This is a genomic window from Nocardia sp. NPDC051832 (genome assembly GCF_040681285.1).
Taxonomy (GTDB): domain Bacteria; phylum Actinomycetota; class Actinomycetes; order Mycobacteriales; family Mycobacteriaceae; genus Nocardia.
The window spans coordinates 390,734-409,768 of sequence record NZ_JBFAYL010000001.1 but is presented as its reverse complement, the minus strand read 5'-3'; the positions used below and the strand labels follow the sequence as shown (position 1 = coordinate 409,768).

The following is a 19,035-nucleotide window of genomic DNA, read 5'->3' as shown; positions in this document are numbered from 1 at the left end:
GACCGTCGGGAGAATCGGCGGTGCCCGCGCCGCCGCCGGGCTGGTCCGTACCGTCAGGAGATCCGGCTGCCCCCTCGTCGGGTTGGTCCGTGCCGCCGGGTGAGTCTGCGTTGCCGGCGCCTCCGTCGGGATGGCCTGCACCGCCGGGCGATTTGGCGTTGCCGGAGCCGCCGCCTGGTTGGCCTGTACCGCCGGGCGATTTGGCGTTGTCGGAGCCTCCGTCGGGATGGTCTGTACCGTCGGGAGATTCGGCGGTGCCGGCACTGCCGCCGGGTTGGTCCGTTCCGCCAGGAGGTCCGGCTGCGCCCTCGTCGGGTTGGCCTGTGGCGTCAGGAGATCCGGTGCTGCCCAGCGCGCCACCGCTGCCTGAGGTGCCGCGCCCATGGGAACCACCGTCGGGTGATGACGGAGCGTCGGGTGCGGCGAAGGATTACCCGCCCGCATCGCCGTCGATGTATTCGGCGCATGCTCAGGTACCGAACGGTGAGGGTGCGAACGGGTTCGGGCAGCCGGCGGACCAGCCCGAGGGGCAGGCGGCTCCGCCCATGGCTCCGCAGGTTCCGCCGATGCCACCTCCGGTCCCGGCGGCGTCTGCGCCACAGACCCGGTCGTCGCGGGCATTCCCGCGCATGACCGCCTACGGCAACGGCCGTCCGCCGGCTGACGACGGCAACCGGGCCCCGACCGGGCTGGTCGTGCGCTCGCACGCCGGTGTCGGTGAATTCGCCGAATTCGATCCGCGCACTGGAGCCTTGCGCAACGGCTCGCTGGGGCTGGGCGCGGTGTCCGGGCTCTACGACAATGTCGGTGATCTGCCGATGGTCTTCTACCGCGACGGCGGGCGTCTGTTCCTCCGCGCCGGGGACCGGCTCATCGATCTGGATACTCAGCAGATCGGCGTGCATTGGCAGCACACCGACGATCGGACCACCCGTTTCGTCCTGACCGTTGCCGGCGCCATCGTCTGCGATGTCTACTACCGCGCCGTTCTCCCGGACCTCGACTTCGGTCTGCTGATCCGCGACGTCCTCACCGACCCCGCCCGCCGCACCCGCATCTTCACCGCTTGACCCACCCCGCACAATGACTCGAGAGTGAGGAGCACCCATTGCGTGACAGCGACCCAACCCCCGACGAACTCCGGGCCACCTTCGAAACCCTGCTCGCCGCCGTCTGCACCGGCGACGCCGTCCCCTCGGACAACGCCCTGGACACCGAAACCGAGAACGCCCTCTGGGCCATCACCAACGCCTACCCCGACATCCCCGAAACCCTGATCACCACGGCACGCACCGCCTTCACCGGCCAACTCGACGGCACCAACGCCGCCGCCCGGAAAGCCGCCCGCCTGCGCCTCTTCCAGTCCCACGGCCTGCGCTAGGGCAGTGTGCCAGGATGGTCTCGCGGCGAGGTCGATGCCGGATCAGACGAGGAGAGCCGATGGCACGCAGGGGACGTCCCAGTTCCAGTGAACTGCGGCGCAACTTCGAACGCGAGTTGACGTCGGCGATCTCCGGTGGCGGACTGCGCTCCAACAGCGGGCTGGATGTGCCGACCCGAGGCGCGTTGATCGAGGTCGCCAAGGCCTACCCCGTCGTGTCAGAGGACCTCATCGCGGCGGCGCGGGCCGCCTTCGCCGGTCAACTCGACGGTTCGAATGCCCAGGCCCGGCGCGCCGTGATCGACCAGCTGCTGGCGGAAACTCACTCCGATCCCGGTTCGGATTCCCAGCGGTAGCCGTATCCCCGGATCGTGGTGATCAGCCGCGGTCGATCGAGTTTCGCCCGCAGCGCGGCCATATGCACGTCGAGGGCGCGCGAGATAGCGGCGAAGGCATCACCCCAGATGCGGTCCATCAATTGCTGACGGCTGACGGCGGAGCCGGGACGTTCCACCAGGATCCGGACCAGCTCGAACTCTTTGTGCGTCAGCGTCACCGGCCGCCCGGCCACTTCGACCACTCGGGCTTGCAGGTCGACCCGGACGTCGCCGGTGACCACCACCCGGGGCGCCGGGGTAGCGGGCACACTGGCGCGGCGGGTGACGGTTTCGAGCCGGGCCACCAGTTCGCCAACCCGGGGCGGTTTGGTCAGGTAGTCGTCGGCTCCAGCTCGCAAGCCGCGGATAACGGCGCGTTCACCGCTGCGCGCGGTGAGGATCAGCACCGGGACCGAGCTGACTTCCCGCAGTTTGCGCAGCACGTCCAAACCGTCCATGTCGGGAAGGCCGAGGTCCAGAATGACGGCGTCGTAGCGGTCGTGGGTCAGGAGAAGATCGGCGCCGCGCCGGATATGGTCGGCCTGATAGTCCTTGGCACGCAGCGCCGCGACGAGGGCGTCGCCGACCCCTGGGTCGTCTTCGACTATCGCAAGTCTCACGGAGCGATCCTCGCAAACCGGAGGTTCTGCCCGCAGAGGTATGGGGTGCCGGGGGATCGGCGTACTCGAGACCTTGACAGGTTCTTAGGGAAGTTACGACTCACGAGCGAGACGAACGACCAGTTGGTGCGAGAGAATTCCTTCCCAGCTGCTTCCTTCGAAGGAGCCGTTGACCAGCACCCCGGTCCGCCAGCAGCACCGCGGCCTCGTCCCAGCCCTACGAAGGCGGGTCGGGGTCCGCCAAGGCGGGGCCGTGAATCCTCCTGAGGGGTGAGGGTTTCGGCTTGCTGGGTCGCCTTCCGACATCCTGTGCCAGGATGAGGGGCAGCAAGTCGGCTCTAATCTGTAACCGCGCACCTGTGAGGAACCCGGTTGCGGGTGCGTGGATGAGGAGATAGCTGCACCGTGACAAGCCCAGACGACGAGGCCCGCGACAACCAGGTCCCCGGCGATCAGCAGCCGAATCTCACTCCCGAGCAGCGCGCCGACGAAGAGTTCCTGCGGGAGTTCCAGCAGGCCTTCGAGGAGTCCGGCGCCGAGCCCGACGTCGAGTTCGCGCTGGGCGATTCCGCCCCGGCCCCAGCCCCGGCTGCCGACCCGGCCGAGCAGGCTCGCGAGATCGGCCACAACCTCGCCCGTGAACTCGCCTCGGCCGGCCCACAGGGCTGGACCAGGCTGAACGCGGTGTTCGCCTGCACTGCGGTCGCTGAGGTCGCCCAGATCGTCTTCAGCGATGACGAGGAGCGGTCGGTCCGCGTCCAGCCGCCGGAGTCGGTGCTCGAACTGGTGCGGCGGCATCGCGAGATCTCGGCAGAGTTCGGCGACGGCCCCTGGTGGCGGCTGCTGCTGCAACTGAATCCGGCGGGCGAGCTCGAGATCGATTACGACTACGGTGACGAGCCCTTCCCGGACGATCACCTGTTCCCCGCCGAGGTATACCAGGCCGACCTGCAGGCGCATCCGCGTGATCGGCTGCCGGTGTGGCTGGCCGCCTACGTCGGCCACGCCAACCGCCAGTCTCGCACGCCGGCGGAGGCTGCCGCCTGGGCGCGCGCGGACCGAGAAGCCGGTGTGCAAGCGGCGGTTTCGGATCGGGATTTCCCGGCACTGCCGATGCTGTGGGCGCGCTGGTCGGTGATGGCCGCGGCGTTCGTGGCGATCGGATCCGAGTGGGGTCCGAGGATTCTGCCTTCGCTCGGCTGGTTCGAGGGCGCCAAACGCGGCGGCTCGACCCTCTATCTCCTGCCGGGCGGCCGCGCCGTGCTGTCGGGCGGCGTGTGGAACGCGCCCGCACTGGATGCGGCCTACAACGGCGGTGATCCGCTGCCGAATCTGTATGCGGGAGCGCCGGAGTGGGTGGCCAATCCGGTGCTGAATCCGCGGGCAGCCAGCGGCATGCTGTCGTTCTGCTACTGGTGGGAGGGCGGACGCTGGCATCGCGGCGAGTCGCCCGCGGCGGATCGGCTCACCGAAGCGGTGCCGGGGCTGTGGACCGCGGAGACAGTCACCAATGTGATCGCGGGCTTGGTGGACCCGGAGCCGTCCGATGGCCAGCGCGCCGCGGTGGCGACGCTGGTGGCGGCCGCCGAGGCCGGCGTGGTCACCCGGGACACGCTGGTCAGTGTTTTCGGCGACGACGGAAGTCGCGATCTGGACAGCGCCTTCTACCAGCTCACCATGGCTGGTGTCGTATCGACGATGCCGGAGCCGATCACCGAGCAGACCGCAATCGACCAGGTGCGCCGCTACATCACCGAACGCGAGCTCGACACCACGGGATACCCGCTGGATCAGTTGCGCGCCGACCGCTTCAGCTGCGGTTACATGGTGTATGTGCCGACCAGCCCGGGCGAGATCGCCATCGGCCGCGCGCTGTTCTATATCGCCGATGACGGTGTGCTGGAGCAGTCTTCGTCGTCGATCGCGCCCTCGCGGTACATCGAGGAGTTCGAGAAGCGGTTCCAGGAGCGCAACGGTCTGGTCGACGTGTAGGCCCGATTCCTAACGGGATCTTAGGTCAATCGTTCGTCGTGGGCGGGGTGGCGACGCCACCTTGCTGACAGAATGGACGAAAACCTGTGCATACCAGAGTCCTACGATCGATGGGCCGCTCCGGATGCTCAGAAGCCAACAGTTCAACCAAGTTTCGACTTCGGGCCAACCAGGGTTCATGCGAAGATCGGCGCGGAGCGTACGGAATGGAGGCCGGCGATGACCGTGGAGAACACCGTTCATCTGCAGATGAAGGCGGCGGACGACACCGACCTGGTCAATACGGGCTTGCTCGCTATTGCCCGCGACATCAAAGCCGAGCTGGATGGACTGATCGCCATGGTCGGTTCCGACCCGGTTTTCGGAGCCAAATTCACCGATGATCCGAACGGGCTCAAAGCCCGGCTCGGGCACGCGCTCGAGGGCACCACCAAAATGGCTGGGACCTGGGGCGAACTGGCCGAAGGGCAACGGAAGACCGGGGCGGACAAACAGAAGGGCGAGGGCGACCGCGCCGATCACATCGAGGCCATCTGAGTCCGACGTGCAGTACGGGGCACATGGCCCCGACCGATGATTGTGTGAGGTGGTGAGAAGATGGGCGCACGCGAGGACGCCGAAATCCACGGGCTGCTAGCGGATTTCCGCAGTCAGATGCAGGACATCGTCAAGATGCAGCAGCAGCGCGTGAAGCTCATGGGCACCGCCTCCACCAAAGACAAGCAGATCACGGTGACGGTGAACGCCAACGGCGTCGTTATCGATACCAAATTCGGCAGCGGCATCGGCGACTACAGTTACGACGATATCGCCAAGGCGATCACCCGGCTGGCGCAGCAGGCGGCCGAGGACGTGACCGGCAAAACCCAGCAACTCGTAGAGCCGCTGCGTGCCCAGCGTGAGCGGCTGCCCAAACTCCATGAGGTAATTCCAGGCCTCCCTGATTTCCAGAGCGAAATTCCCACCGAGCCGCCCGTCCTCGTCTCGCCGCCGGGTTCCCGAGACCGGGATGAAGAGGAGATGGTGTTCACCGACGTGGTGGACTATCAGGTGAGCGACGACACCGGTAAGGGCGTCACCGACTCGGTCTGGTGATGCGCGAGCGAATATAGATGGGTTACTGGGATATTCCCCCCGAGCTTGCCTGGCTCGGCTGGGTAGCGGGCTCTGAGGTCACGCACGTCGACCCGGATGATCTGGTCAAGACCTCCGAGGTTCTGCGTGAAAAAGCCCGGCAGATCCTGCGCGATATCGTCCAGGACGCCGATGCTGCCGTCGCTTCCATGCAGGCGTCCTATCCGCAGGGCGCCGGCGGCCAGAAAATCTTCGATGAGCTGAACCGGGTTATCCACGGCGACGATCCGAAGCTCGGCTCGATCGAACTGATGAGCAAGATGTTTGACGATCTTGCCATCGCGGTCGACGATTTCGCCGGACAGGTACACGCCAATCACCTGAATACGATTTTCGCGCTCGCCTGGCTGGCAACCGAGCTGGCGATCGCGCTCGCTAGTGGCCCGGCCGGGTGGGCCTCACAGGGCCCGTTGATCTTCATGACGCAGCGGACGACGCAGTGGCTGGGACGGAGGCTGGCCCGCGCTATCGAACAAGCCCTTGGCCGGCGCTTCATTTCCGACCGGGCCCAGGAGATCATGGGCAAGGTTGTCTACGAAATGCTGCAGGAAGGTCTGGTCGAGATCTTCCAGGGCACCGTCCAGGAAGCCGCGGTGCAGGGCATCGTGATCGCCGAGGGTCTGAATTCCCAGGGTTGGGACCTGCAGGCGATCTGGAAGAACGCCTGGGTCTCCTTCTTCGCCGGCGCCGGCGGTGGTGGCGCCGGTTTCGGCCTCAACCATCTGCTGCCGCGTGGCCTGCGGACACCGGGGATCGCGGGTGCGACCGGCGGTGCGCTGGTCGGCATCGGCGCCGGCATGGCGGGTGCGCTGGTCGCGGCCGGGTTGACCGGTGAATTCTCCTGGCACGGACTGGTCGGCGGTGGTATCTCCGGCGCCGGGCCGAGCGCGGTGTACGGGTGGCGGGGCCAAACCCAGCACAACGGCCCAATGAACTTCAACGGCCCGGCGCCGGTGCGGGTCGGTACGATGCCCGACCCTGGAACCGGGCCCGAGGGCACCTCGCCGCAACCTGACGGCACCTCGCCACAGCCCGGCGGCGCCAATGACCCGAACTCCGGTAGCTCCAGTCCGGGCCAGGCCAATACCAACGGTGGCGGTACGAACACCAACGGCGCAGGTGAGGGCAGCCCCAGTACGAGCACCGCGGGCGCGACCAATACCGCTGCGCCCGGCCAGGACACCGGTGCTCCGCAGTCGAGCCAGCCGCAGGCCGGCGCGGCCGAACCGGGTGCGGGCGCGCAAGCGCCGGCCGCGGGACCGCAGGCGGGGTCGCAGGCCAGTGAACCGGGTGCGGGCACCGATACCGAGTCGACCGCGAATTCTGGTGCGAACAGCGGTAGTTCGGAAGTACAGCCTGGTGATTCGAGTGCGCCGGGCGACCGCCCCGGTGTCTCCGGCACCGATCCGGGCGCGGCCGGCACCGATCCCGGCGGCGCTACGACCGATCCGGGCGCGGCGGCCAGCGATCCCGGTGCGGCGCTGAATGATCCTGCCGCCCTGAATGATCCGGCCCAGCTCGCCGACCCCACCGCGGACTCGCCGGGCACGTCCCCGGCCTCGACGTCTCCGTCCGCAACGTCGACCGACACCGGCGGCGCACCCGGGACCAGCACTCCGGCGGCGAGCACGCCGGGTGCCACGACGCCGGGTGCTTCCGTGCCGGGCGGCGTCGCGGCGCCGGGATCCGCTGCCGCGCCGGGTGTTTCAGGTGTTGCTCCGGCAGCGCCGGGTGCGGCGCCCGGAACCTCGGGTGCGGCGCCGGGTGCGTCGAGCGTCGCGCCAGGTGCTTCGTCTTCGGCGCCGGGCTCCTCGGCGACACCGGCTACCGGTCAATCCAGCACCGGGGTCAACCCGCGTCCGCCGCTGCCGGGCGAGGCGCGCGTGGGCGAGAACGTTTCCGACGGCACGAGCGCCACCCCGCCCGTGCCCGCGACGCCGGAGGCCGCCGCGACGCCGGAAACCGGCCGGCCCCGGGCCGGTGCGGCCGCCCAAGCCGCGTCGCCGAATGTCGGCAACACCGACCCGGTTGCCGCTCAGCGCTCGGAAAATGAAGCCCCGCAGGCTAATACGCCCGACGAGGCGGACAGCGACAACCAGCTGCAGGTGCCCGACGAGGGAGTGAATCCCGACGACGAGCAGGCTGCCGCGCCGGTGCTGCCGCCGCCCCCGCCGCCGGCGACTCCCGCCGCGCCCAGCACTACGCCGCCGAGCACCAACCGGCCCTCGGCGCCGGCTTCGGACCCCGAAACCGGACGGCTCCCCGCCGCCCCGGCCCCCGACAGCTCCCGGCTCGCAGGCCGGGCTGTACCGCAGACCCCGACCCGGCCGACCGGCGAACAGGTGGATCAGGCCGATGCCCTGCTGCGCGCCGTCGACGAGGATCTGACCGCCTCGGATTTCCTGCCCGATCCCGCTGCCTCGCAAAGTGATATCGAGGATCTGGCCGGCGTCAACGCCGACCGCTGGCTGGCGATCATGCGTACGGCCGAGTCGCTCGGCTACACACTGGACGAGGCCCGGCAGCTGCTGGTCGATGTGTATCCCAGCGTTCTCGCCACCGCCCCCGGCATTTCCAACCCGGTGGCAGTGGACAGCGCGAGTCGTCAGCAGATGGCCAGGGACCGCGACGATTTGATGGACCGGGCCGGGCTGACCCCCGAACAGCGCCAGGAACTGCAGAACCTGACCGATCCGCGGTCTCGGATGGCGGAGCTGCTCGGCGAGGCCAACCTGAGCGCCGCCCAGCGCGCCCAGCTGCTGGAGCTGCTCGGCGATCGGGGGCGCTCCACCGGCAGACGCGTCGGCAAGCTGCTCACAGACTCGGATCTCACCCCGGCGGACGTGCGGGAGTTCCGCAGGCTGCTCGACCCCGACAAGCACATCGATACGTTGCTCGAGCGGAGCAACCTGACCGCCGCTGAGCATCGGCAGCTCCTGACGGTGCGGAGCACGATCGACGCGCTGAACCAGGCCGAAGCGTACGCGGCCGCCCTGGGATCCGATGTTCCGGTCCGGGTGCTGTACTACGATTCCGCCGCGTTCGACGGAAAGGGCAGGGTCGCTGTCGCTTTCGGCAGTCCGAACTACGCTACCCACGTCACGGTGCACGTCCCGGGCCGCGAGGTGAGCCTCGGCGACGTGGTCCAGTTGGCGGCGAACGAGCACCGCGCGACCCTCGGCCGGCTGCGGTCCGGGGAATCGGCGGCGTCCATCGCGTGGCTGGGTTACGACCAGCCGGGCAAGCTCGGAGCCATCACCACCGGGCACGCCAGACGGGGCGCCGATCAGCTGGTGCGTGATCTTATCGCGCTCAACGCGACGCGGCCGGTGTACAGCGGTCCACCGGTCACCACGATCATCGCGCACGGCTACGGCGTCGATGTGACGAAGGAGGCCGGTTACGACGGCCGCCTGTCCGGTTTGGCCCAGGACGTGGCTCTGGCGGGTATGGCGGCCGACGCGGACACCTCGCTGAAGACCAAGCACCATTTCGGCGACGACGTCAAGGTGCACGTGCGCGACTCGACCACCGGGCTGTACCAGCAGTGGAATGGCCCGGAGACCGAAGGTGCACGCCCGCCGAACAATCTCCCGGTCGACACCATGTACCGGCTGGAGGATATTGCCTCGCACCAGTACGGAGCCGCGGATTTCACCGCGCCCGATCATGCTGCGGATACCCGGCAGCCGACCGACGGACGGCCGCCGCTCGCCGAGAACGGTTGCGCTGTACAAGCGCTGTGGATGGCGCAGGTCCGCACCGGGAATCCGGACATCACCCTGCCTACCGATATCGGCACCGACGGCTTGGATTACCACAAGCTGGAGGCGCACGCCGGCTCCCTGCTCACGCCGGTGCCGCCCACGCGGAAGAAGTCACCGCAGGAGGCGACCGCCGAGGCGCTCGCCTTCCTCGGAGGCAACGCGGCGGCCATTCTGGTCGTGCAGGATCCGGATTACCGGCCGCGTAACCGCCTGCTGCGCAGGCCGGCTCCGCAGAACATCGGCCACCACGCCTTCACCATGTATCACGACGCCAAAACCGGCAAGGTCATGGTGTACGACCCGCTGCGGAACCCCAACGAGGTCTTCGAATTCGATCCCGAGAACCTCGCACCCGCGACGAAGACCTGGGTGATGATCTACAACGAGGAGGGCCAGCAGACCCGGCCGCTCTCCGACGAGGTCATCCGTCGCTCGCTGGCGGCGGGCACCGGTGGCCGCGACGAAGATGAGGCCGACCAGAATATGCCCGGCCCGCTCGACGAGCGCGACGGGCCGTCGGACCCGATGCGCGATGTGCAGCGGTATCTTGACGATTTGCCACGACGGCCGGAACCCGCTCAGCCGGAACCGGATCCGTCACAGCCGGACTCGACTCAGCCGGATCCCGCGCAGCCCACCCCCGACCCCGCGCAGCCCACCCCCGACCCCGCGCAGCCCACCCCCGACCCCGCGCAGCCCACCCCCGACCCCGCGCAGCCCACCCCCGACCCGGCGCAGCCCACCCCCGACCCGGCGGAGCCGACGCCTGCTCTGCCCGTTGCCGAGCTGGACCGGCTCACCCGCCTGGCCGACGCACTCGGCCTCGGCGACGCGCTGCCCAATCTGACCGATCCGCATCGTGCCCTGGCCGATCTGGCCCAAATGGCCTGGGCCCGTGGCTTCCTCGATCCGACGCCGAACACCGGCCACATGGGCGAGTCCATGGGTCCCGACGACTTGGCACCGCTCGATCTCGAAGAACAGCACCTGGGTGAACGGTTCTGGAACTACGCCCCGGATACCTCAGCGCCGGACCCGGAGTTCACGCGCGACCGCGACGAGGTGCGCGCCAATCCGTCGGTCGACACCGATTCCCCCGCGCCTACGATGCCGCCGCTGTCGCCGCGGGCGATCGCGCCGACCCTGGGGCCAGCCCCGGCGGCCCCGAACGGTCGTGCTCCGCAACTACTTTCGCCGCTGTCGGCCCGAGATCGGCTGCTGAGCCGACTGGGCTTGGCCGCCACTGACGTCGATCCGGCCAATATCGCGGAAACCATTGCGACACAGCGTTATCGGACAATGCTGCGGGCCGGTGCGATCGAGGCGCTCGCGCAGGTGATGGCCCGGTACGCCGCCACCGACCCGGCCCGAAACCCGGACGCCGACCGAAGCCAGCGCGCGGATCTGCGCCGTATCGCTACGAAATGGTCCACGCTGCTGGGGCTTTCGCCGACCGATCTGGTTGAGGGGCAGATCGAAACCACGCTGCGGGAGTTGCGCGCGGACGTGCTGGCCCGGGCGGTCGCTCTGACCGATCTGGCCGACGCCGTGCAGGCCGCGGATGCCTTCGCCGGCGGGACGCCGGTGGCCGAGGGCGAAACCCGCCGCTACACCGTCGAAATCGACGACCAGCGCGTGCCGGTGCTGCTGATCGCCGATGGCGCCGGTGGCTGGTCGGTGCGCCCTGCCGATCCGCTCGCACCACCCGCCGTGCCGGATCCGGCGGATGACCCGGCCACCCCGGCCGGGAAGAACAGAAGAGTGCGGGATTGGCTGCGCTCGCACCTCGGCAGTCACGGCACCGGACGCCCGATTCAGTACGCCCTAGGGTCCGAGAACAACAGCGACCACTACAACGCTCAGGTCGCCTCGGCCGAGGTGCTCAGTGGCCAATCGATCGCCGACGTCGACGGGATGAATTGGGATCCTGCGTTCTTCGCGCTGCAGGCGAAGAAGCTGTGGGACGGACGTGAGCAGTTCATTACCATGCTGCGCCGGAGGTTCCCGGCGAGCACCAAGGTCGATGAGCCGCAGCCGGCCGCGCCGCCCGAGCGGGCCGACCTGCACGACGACGTCGCGCCGCCCGTCGACGACGCGACACCGCAGGGACCGGTTGCCGACGCTGAGTTCGCCGAACGCGCCGATGAGCTGGGCGTGGCGATCGACGATCGCAAGTCCGCAGGCACCGCGCTCTATGATGCCGCGGCCGCGCTGTCGCTGCCCTTGGCCGACCTGAGCCCGGACGCGGTCCAGCGGGCGGTCGACGAGGCACACCACCGAGCAGTGCGGCAGGCGGGTCTGGCCGTCGCATACGCGGAAGCCGCCACGCGCTACCACCACGAAAACGACCGCATGCGGTATCTGGCGACGAACTACAACCGTCCCGACCTGCTCGAACGCAACCGCAGCGAGCAAAACCGAGCCCAAGGGCTGCCCGAGCTCAGCGCCGACGCCAACAGCGTCAACAACAATCCGACGAAACTGAAGTTCTGGTGGGATCCGGAGGGCAATCCGAGCCCGGAGGCACTGCAGGCTTTCCGGGAGGCGTTGCAGCGCGACCAGGTTCGCGCCGAGAACAACTCGCTGGCGGAAGTGCTCGATCTCGATTCGACCGAGCACAGTCCGGAGCAGGTGGCGGCGGCACTGACCGCTCTGCACGACAAAGCGGCTGAAATGGCTGACCAGGCCGCCGCGTTCAAGCGCCTGGCCACGGCCTATACCGCCGCCGACACCGCCTTCACCGCGCTCGCCAACGAGATGGCGGTCGACGCCGGAAGCCGGTGGATCACCGAGGCCGGCGGCGAGGTGCTGGCTCCGGGCATCGGCCGGTTGCCCGGCAGCCCGGATCGCCTGGTGGTGATCAACGACGGTGGCGGCCACGATCAGCAGCTGGCGAGCCTGCTCGCCGATCCGGACCACGCCCAGATCGCGGAACAGCTCACCAACGGCGCATTGGAACTCGAGTACCGGGTCGCCTGGGCCGACCGCAACGGTGTCGTGCACGTGGGCGAGTTGCCGGCTCCGCAGGTGCGCCACTACTCCGGTACCGAGCTGGGCCGCGGACTCGAAATCACCGTGGCTCAGGACGCCGACGGCCGCTGGCGCGTCATCCCGACCGAAGTGTCGATGACACCGCCGGACAACCGGATTCCGGCGCCCGATCCGGCCACCCTGTCGACCGCGCAGCTCGTGGCCCGGGTGGAGGACGCCGCGGACCGCCTCGACTTGCCTCTCGACGAGCTCGCTCCGGACCGGGTCAATGCCGCCCTCGACGCGCTGCGTGCCGCGAACACGCTGCGTGCGGCTCGTATCGAAGCGCTCGCCGATCTCGCCCGCCTGCACTCGGAGGTGGCCCGCTACAACGCTTTCAACGTCGCGCTGCACGAAGCGAAGGTGCTGCGCGCCGACCTGCGCGGCCGCCCGCTCGAGGCATTGAAGGAATTGAAGACGGCGCATCCTGAGCGTGCGGCGAAGTACGACAAGCTGGCCGCGATGCTGAGCGCCGATCCGGATCTCGTCGATTTCGACCCGAATCTCTACGATGCGAACGACCGGCGCCGGCCGGGCGGCATGCCCATGTACCACCCCGACGCCTTCGACCAGGTTTCCCCGCTGACCGGGGAGCTCGCCGATTTCCTGGCCTTGGCGCGGGAGGGTCTGCCGCTCCCGGAGTCGTCGCCGGATATCCAGAACCCGGACAGCGACTGGATTCGCTTGCTCGGCGTCGATATCGACAACGCAACGCCCGCGGCGGCGGAGGCGATGTACAAGAAAATCCGGGCGGGCGATCTCGCGGGCGCGGCGCTGCGCAGCCCGGAACAGATCGTCCAAACGCTCCAGGAGCTGCGTAACGAGGTGCGGCAAGCCGCCACCGACATCGCCGCCCTGGAAGCGCTCGCTCCGGCATACCAGCGGCTGCCCACCGGTGGCCTGCCGGTCAACCACTGTGTGACAACGGCTTTCGCGCAGCTGCTGGCACGCCATCCCCGGCTCGCCGCGGCCTTCTCGGCCGACCCGGGTCGGCTCGGCGGTGTTCCGTGGAGCGAGATCGCGCAACACCTCGATGCCGAGCCCGCACCGTTCCAGGCGTCGGCACGCCGCAGTGCGCACGCGAACTTCCTGCTGGTACTGGCTCGGCAGGATCCCGGTGCTTCGGGGCTGCTGCTCGACCAGCGCTCGACGGTCGATGATTACGGCGTCGGCGGCCACCTGACCACGACCACATACCTGGGCCGCAAGCTCTACGAGGTCGACGGCCGGGTGGTGCTGTTCGACGGCGTCGACGACCAGGGCCGGGAACGGCTGTTCGAGATCGATCTCGACCCCGACGCCGCACTGCCCGCACGCATCGAGATCGATCCCGACGCGGTCCCGATGACCCTGGCCGAATTGACCGGCGGCACACCGCAGGAGACCACGGCGACCTGGGCGTTCATCGTCAAGAACAACGCCATCGTCTCGGGGCTGGGCCATGACGGACCGATGCCAGACGCCGCGCTGCGGGTCGGCCAGGATCCGCCCCCGGTGCGGCGGCCCAACGATCCGGTGCATCAAGCCGCGCGGTTCTTCGACGAAACCCCGTCGCTACGTACCGAACCGGACCAGGCGACCACCCCACCGGCGCCGGGCGCCGCCTATACCGCGGCGCTGTCGGCGCGCCTGGGGCTCACCGAAACCCTTGGTGCGCTGCCTGATCCACAGGCCGCACTGCTCGACATGGCGCAGATGGCGCTGATGCGCAGATTCCTGGACAGCACGGCCGGTGGCCTGGCCGACCAGCACATGGTATTTCCGCAGAACTTCGAGCCGCTGACGGCCGACGAGCGGCACCCCGGCGAACGCTACTGGCGTTATCCGCCGAACCGGCCGCCCGGCATGTCGGCGACGGATTACGTGGCGCTGCTGGACGAATTCTTCGCCGAGCGCGACGCGGCCGTCGCCTTCCAGCGCGCCGACCACACGCTGCCGGATGAGCAAGCGGCGCCGCCGCTTCCCGAGGCGGACCCGAAAGCGATCGCCGGACCGTTGCAGTCGCCGCCACCGGCCGGCGCCCCGCGCCCGCTGACGGCCGCCCAGGTGCAGGACTCGCTGGCGGATCAGCTCGGTTTGACCGCCGAGCAACGGGATCCGTCGAATCTGGCGACGACCGTCGCGCAGGAGCGGTACCGGATCCTGTTGCGGGCCGGGGCGATCGAAGCGCTGGAAACCGCCGTCAACCGGCACGAGGCCGCAGTGGACCGGGCTCAGCGAACCGAGATCGAGCAGGTCCGGGATCGCTGGAAGAATCTGCTCGGCGTACCCGCAGACGGTCTGGACCCCGCGAACCTCGGCGCCACGCTGGCCCGGCTGCGCGCCGAGACGCTGGCCCGCGCGCAAGCGGTAGTGGATCTGGCCGATGTCACCCAGCTGACGCAGGCGGGTTCCACCCCGGGCGACCCGGTGCGGATCGACCTGGAAATCGGCGGCGACCGGGTGCCGGTCCGGCTGACACCGGACGGTTCCGGCGGTTGGCGCGTCGAACCGGCCGAACGCCTGGCCGCCCCCGAGATTCCCGCCACCGAGGTGGCGAAGGCTCCGGGTAAGAAGCCGAATCTGTGGCAGCGCATGCGCAACCGCATGATGCAGCGGGACGTGACCAACCCGGTGCATCCGCCGTCCGAGCTGGTTCCGGAGGGGCAGTCGGCCGCGGTGCAGGGCGTCGGGCATGTGGTCGACAGTGACTTCTTGACCGGCTTCGAGGCCAACCCGGCACTGACCCTGCGCGAACTGGTCAACCTCAAGCGCAACTGGCCCAAGATCTGGAACTTCCTGCGTGGTCGCCACACCGGGGCGGAGTCGCAGGGGCCGGTCGGCCGGACCGGTGAGGTCTACGACTACACCCGCGACGACGTCGACCCGAATGCCCTCAGAGAGACCGACGCCGAACTCGACCGGCTCGGCCTCAAGGAGCGACTGGTTACCAAAGCTCCTGAGCGCCAGCAGCTTCCGGCCCCGCCAACGGCCCGTGTCGACGCCTCGCTGGAACCGGGTGTTGCGGCCGACGCCGAGCACGACCCGTCCGCGCGGGTGCACGACGAACTGGCCGAATGGGGCCGGGAAGTCCAGCAGGCCGCCCGGGAGCTGGACGACGAGGCAAAGGCGTTGCCGGCGTTGGCGGGTGCGCTGGGTATCCGGCTGCCGGACCCGCTGACGCCGGAGGCGGTGCAGGCCGCCGTCGATCAGGCCAAATATCTGCTGACTCGCCAAGCGGTTTCGACCGAGGAATTGCGGGCGGCACTGGCCCGGTACGACGCGGAGAACGCTGACATTCCGTTCCGGACCGACGTCGATCTTTCCCATCTGCTACCGGCGGCGGTCGTCAACCGCCCCAGTCCACAGGAGCGGTACGCGCTCGAGGTCGCGGCCAAGCTCGGCGGCCGGATCGGCACGCTCAGCTGGACCGGAGTCAACAACAACATGCAGGGCGGCCGTATGTGGTGGGACCTGTCCCATCGCGACACGCCCGAAGGCCGCAGATTCAACGAGGAAGCGCTGCGCCGGCACCACATTCGCACCGAGGTGGACCAGCGGGCCCACCTGCTCGGCGTCGACGCCACCGATCCGGACGCGCTGACCGAGTTGCAGACCCGGCTGGACAATCTACAACGGGATGTCGCGGCCTTCGAGCGGCAGGCGCAACGGTTCCTCGACGCCGGGGACAATTTCGGTGAGCACGCCGAGGTGATGGCCGGCATCGCCGCCGACGAATGGATTCAGGTCCACGGTGGCCGGCTGCTCGACCCGGTCAACCACCCGGGCGTCGGTTTGGTCGGTTCGCCGCTGCGGCTGGTGCTGATCGGCAATGACGGGACACACGACGCGGCGCTGGCGAAAGCGCTCGCGGATCCGGCGAACGCGCGGCTGATCGACCTGATCAACACCGGCCAGCTCGCGGTCGAGTACCGGGTGGTGTGGCCGCGCGAGGCTCCGGACGGCACCTGGAAGGTGGCCTCGGCCATCGTGGGCGCGCCGGAGGTACGGCACTTCTCCGGCGACTTCGACGGCCGGGACCTGACCGTCACCATGGTGCGCACCGGCGAGCAGCCGTGGCAGATCGTCACCGCCGCGGCGCCGGCGCCGCCCAGCGACCCGGCGGCCGAAATCGCCAAGCTGTCGCGGGCCGAAATCGAAACGGCCATCACGGAATTGGTCGGCAAGCTGCCGGTCGGGCGAGTCGACCTGACGCCCGGTCACCTCGACGCCACCCTGGAGCGGCTGCGTTTCGACAACCAGGTCCGCGCCGCCCAGATCGAGGCGCTGGCCGAATACGCGCGGATTCTGCACGACCTGGACGACTATCACAAACTCGACAGCACGCTGGACAAGCTGATGGTGACCCGGGACGACTTGCGTACCGACCCCAAGGCCACCCTCGAGGCGCTGAAGAAGGCGAAGCCGAAGCAGGCCAAAGAGATCGACGCACTGCTCGCCCGGCTTGCCGCCGACCCGAACCTGTTCACCCGGGACCCGCGCGTCGCCGACGACATCGCCCCGATCCGCCAGACCGACGCTCCCGCACACCTGGCCGCGCTGATCCCCGATGTCGACCTGCTCGTCCTGCAACTGCAACTGGGCGGCCCGGTTGTGGTTCCGGGACAGCCGGTGCCGGACCAGGATTGGATCCGGCTGCACGGCGCCGATATCTACGGCATGACCGACGCGCAAGCGAAGGCGGCCTTCGGAAAGTTCAAGGCGGAGAAGTTCGCCGACCTGTTCGTGCGCGACCGCGCCGCACTGGCCACGCTGCACGAACAGCTGCGGGCCGAGGTCCGCCAGACCGCCAAGGAGATCGAAGCCCTTGCGGCGCTGGTGAATCACTACACCACCGAGATCGACCCGCGCGGTCCGGCCGCGATCAGCACCTGTGTCTCGGAGGGGTTGAGCCGCCTCGTCGCCGACCAGGGCGACCTCGCCGATGTCCCGAACCCGTTGCCGGACAACCTTTCCGGTCTGGAGTGGCGTGAAGTTCAGGCGCGATTGCGCGGTGCGCGCCCCGGGGGATTCGACAACACCGACGCCCGCGGCCATGCCAGAGTCGTCGAGGCGATGCGCACGCAGGGACCCGGCACCTTCGTGGTGCTGATCGACCAGCGCTGGACCGTCGATCAGCATGATGTCGGCGGGCACCTGTCCACGGTGAAGTTCCTCGGTGGCACCCAATACGTAGTGAACAACCAGCGGGTCACCTACGACGAGATCGAATCCAGGCGGACCGGCCTGGAATGGTTCATCACCGCCGATGGCGACCGGGTATCGCTGGCGGAACTGACCGGCGGCACCCGGTCGGAAACCCGCGAAGTCTGGGCCATCGGGTACGCCAAGGGCGCCGTGCTGCCGAACTTCGGTGACCAGAACGCGGCGCTACCCGCCGACGACCTGCGGTTGGGCCAGACGCCTGACCAGAATCCGGCTCAGCCCCCGCACCGGCAGCCCCCGGCCAACGCGCCACCGGACGGCCGGCAGGTATTCGGGGAGATCCGCGCGGCGCTGGACGCGCGGATCGTGATCGACACCGAGGTCCGGGAACTGACGGCGCAGGCGCTGGCGCTCGGCGAGCTGGCCGAGGCCGGCGACCCGATCCCGGCGCGGCAGCAGGCCGATCTCGATCAGCTGGCCGATCGGATCGAGGCGCGCAACGCCGAGGACCGCGCCTTGCGTGAACATGCCGAAGCGCTGCGCAAGACATTTGTCGACCTGCAACTGTCGAACCTGGACGCGGCGCAGCAGGCGGTGCTCGACAACCGGCAGGCATTGCGGGACAGCCTGATCGAGGAATTCGGCGACACCGGCACGGTGGACCGATTCCGCGACGATCTCGAGCTGATCAATCGCATCGACGCGCTCACCCAGGACCTGGAGGGTGCGCAGATCGTCCGCGAGTACGCGCAGGACCTGCTTTCGGCCGCCGAACGGCAACTGGAGACCGGCCGCGAGAAGCTCGGCGACCTGCGGGCGGAACTGGAACGGGCACAGGACCTCACGCCCGCCGAACGGCGGACCGTCGAGCGGGCGGCCAGCGTGGCGAACTTCGAACTGACCAAGCTGGAGATCGCCCACTCCGACCTGACCACCAAGCAGGCCCAGGCGCAGGCACGGGAAGCCGAGCTCGCCGAACAGCTCGCCGAGAGCCGGCAGGCCGCTGATCGGGTCGCCGAACGGTTCGGCGACATCGACACCGCGGAGCTGAACCCCCGCTACCGTGGCGAACGGTCCGAAGGTGCCCAGCGGGTAGCCGCGCTGCGCGACGCCGTCAACCAGATCCGCCGCGACGACGAGCAACTGGATCGTATCGACGCGCGTGGCTACCAGCTCATCGCGATGGATTCCCTTGGACTGATCCCCATTACGGATCGCGTGGGTGTGCGTCCGGCCGCCAACCCGAGCACTGTCTTCCCCTACAGCGAGATCGTGGTTTTCGGCACGGATACCGATACGGTCGGCTACCGGCAAGCGTTGGGGCGCGCCATGCGCCCGGGCACCGACGTCCAGGGCCTGCTGAATATCGCCGCCGGAGCGAATATTCCGCTCGATATCAAGTTCGCGCAAGTCGTGCCGGATCCCGACGCTCAGCCGTCGACAGCCGATCCCCGCCCGGACTCGGCGGGCAACCCGAAGGGTCCGGGCGAGCACCCGCGCAAGCACGAGCGCACCGAGTGGAAGTACCAGCAGCCGCCGTTCCTGCTCAAATACGGCTCCGACGGCTTTTTCGACGGGGTGATGGCGCC

At 68.9% G+C, this 19,035-nt stretch carries 8 protein-coding genes (1 of these 8 running past the window's edge); 7 read left to right on the top strand and 1 reads right to left on the bottom strand.

All coding sequences use genetic code 11. The annotated features are described in order from the left end of the window. The first annotated feature begins 566 nt into the window (after positions 1 to 566). The 3 genes from AB0M14_RS01725 to AB0M14_RS01715 are packed head-to-tail and all read left to right on the top strand — an operon-like array spanning position 567 to position 1,737. On the top strand, positions 567 to 1,070 hold the full coding sequence (locus AB0M14_RS01725) for a hypothetical protein (protein WP_364987218.1): 504 nt from the start codon (positions 567 to 569) through the stop codon (positions 1,068 to 1,070). Positions 1,071 to 1,108: 38 nt separating this feature from the next. Next, positions 1,109 to 1,381: a hypothetical protein gene (locus tag AB0M14_RS01720; protein WP_364987215.1), complete on the top strand. Its 273-nt coding sequence runs from the start codon at positions 1,109 to 1,111 to the stop codon at positions 1,379 to 1,381. Positions 1,382 to 1,440: 59 nt separating this feature from the next. After that, a complete protein-coding gene (locus AB0M14_RS01715) occupies positions 1,441 to 1,737 on the top strand; it encodes a hypothetical protein (RefSeq protein WP_364987211.1) in 297 nt (98 codons plus the stop codon). Here the strand turns inward: AB0M14_RS01715 and AB0M14_RS01710 are convergent. Then, entirely contained in the window at positions 1,704 to 2,378 is a 675-nt protein-coding gene (locus tag AB0M14_RS01710; RefSeq protein WP_364987206.1) for a response regulator transcription factor, read from the bottom strand. The two genes, AB0M14_RS01715 and AB0M14_RS01710, sit on opposite strands and share 34 nt — an antisense overlap. Positions 2,379 to 2,783: 405 nt before the next feature. Between AB0M14_RS01710 and AB0M14_RS01705 the strand changes: the two genes are divergently transcribed. The 4 genes from AB0M14_RS01705 to AB0M14_RS01690 all read left to right on the top strand — a co-directional run. After that, positions 2,784 to 4,370: a hypothetical protein gene (locus AB0M14_RS01705; protein ID WP_364987199.1), complete on the top strand. Its 1,587-nt coding sequence runs from the start codon at positions 2,784 to 2,786 to the stop codon at positions 4,368 to 4,370. Positions 4,371 to 4,442: 72 nt separating this feature from the next. After that, a complete protein-coding gene (locus AB0M14_RS01700; RefSeq protein WP_364987195.1) occupies positions 4,443 to 4,907 on the top strand; it encodes a hypothetical protein in 465 nt (154 codons plus the stop codon). A 60-nt stretch (positions 4,908 to 4,967) separates the two neighbouring features. After that, positions 4,968 to 5,465, top strand: a complete 498-nt coding sequence (locus AB0M14_RS01695) for a YbaB/EbfC family nucleoid-associated protein (protein WP_364987191.1) — start codon at positions 4,968 to 4,970, stop codon at positions 5,463 to 5,465. 17 nt (positions 5,466 to 5,482) lie between these two features. Beyond that, positions 5,483 to 19,035, top strand: the start of a protein-coding gene (locus AB0M14_RS01690) for a LuxR C-terminal-related transcriptional regulator (RefSeq protein ID WP_364987188.1). It continues 25,972 nt past the right edge of the window; 13,553 of the gene's 39,525 nt are visible here — the first part of the coding sequence; its start codon is at positions 5,483 to 5,485; the stop codon falls past the right edge of the window.

Coding starts and splice junctions, on each gene's coding strand:
- AB0M14_RS01725 (WP_364987218.1), top strand. CDS start 567: ATGCCACCTCCGGTCCCGGCGGCGTCTGCGCCACAGACCCGGTCGTCG.
- AB0M14_RS01715 (WP_364987211.1), top strand. CDS start 1,441: ATGGCACGCAGGGGACGTCCCAGTTCCAGTGAACTGCGGCGCAACTTC.
- AB0M14_RS01700 (WP_364987195.1), top strand. CDS start 4,443: ATGGACGAAAACCTGTGCATACCAGAGTCCTACGATCGATGGGCCGCT.
- AB0M14_RS01695 (WP_364987191.1), top strand. CDS start 4,968: ATGGGCGCACGCGAGGACGCCGAAATCCACGGGCTGCTAGCGGATTTC.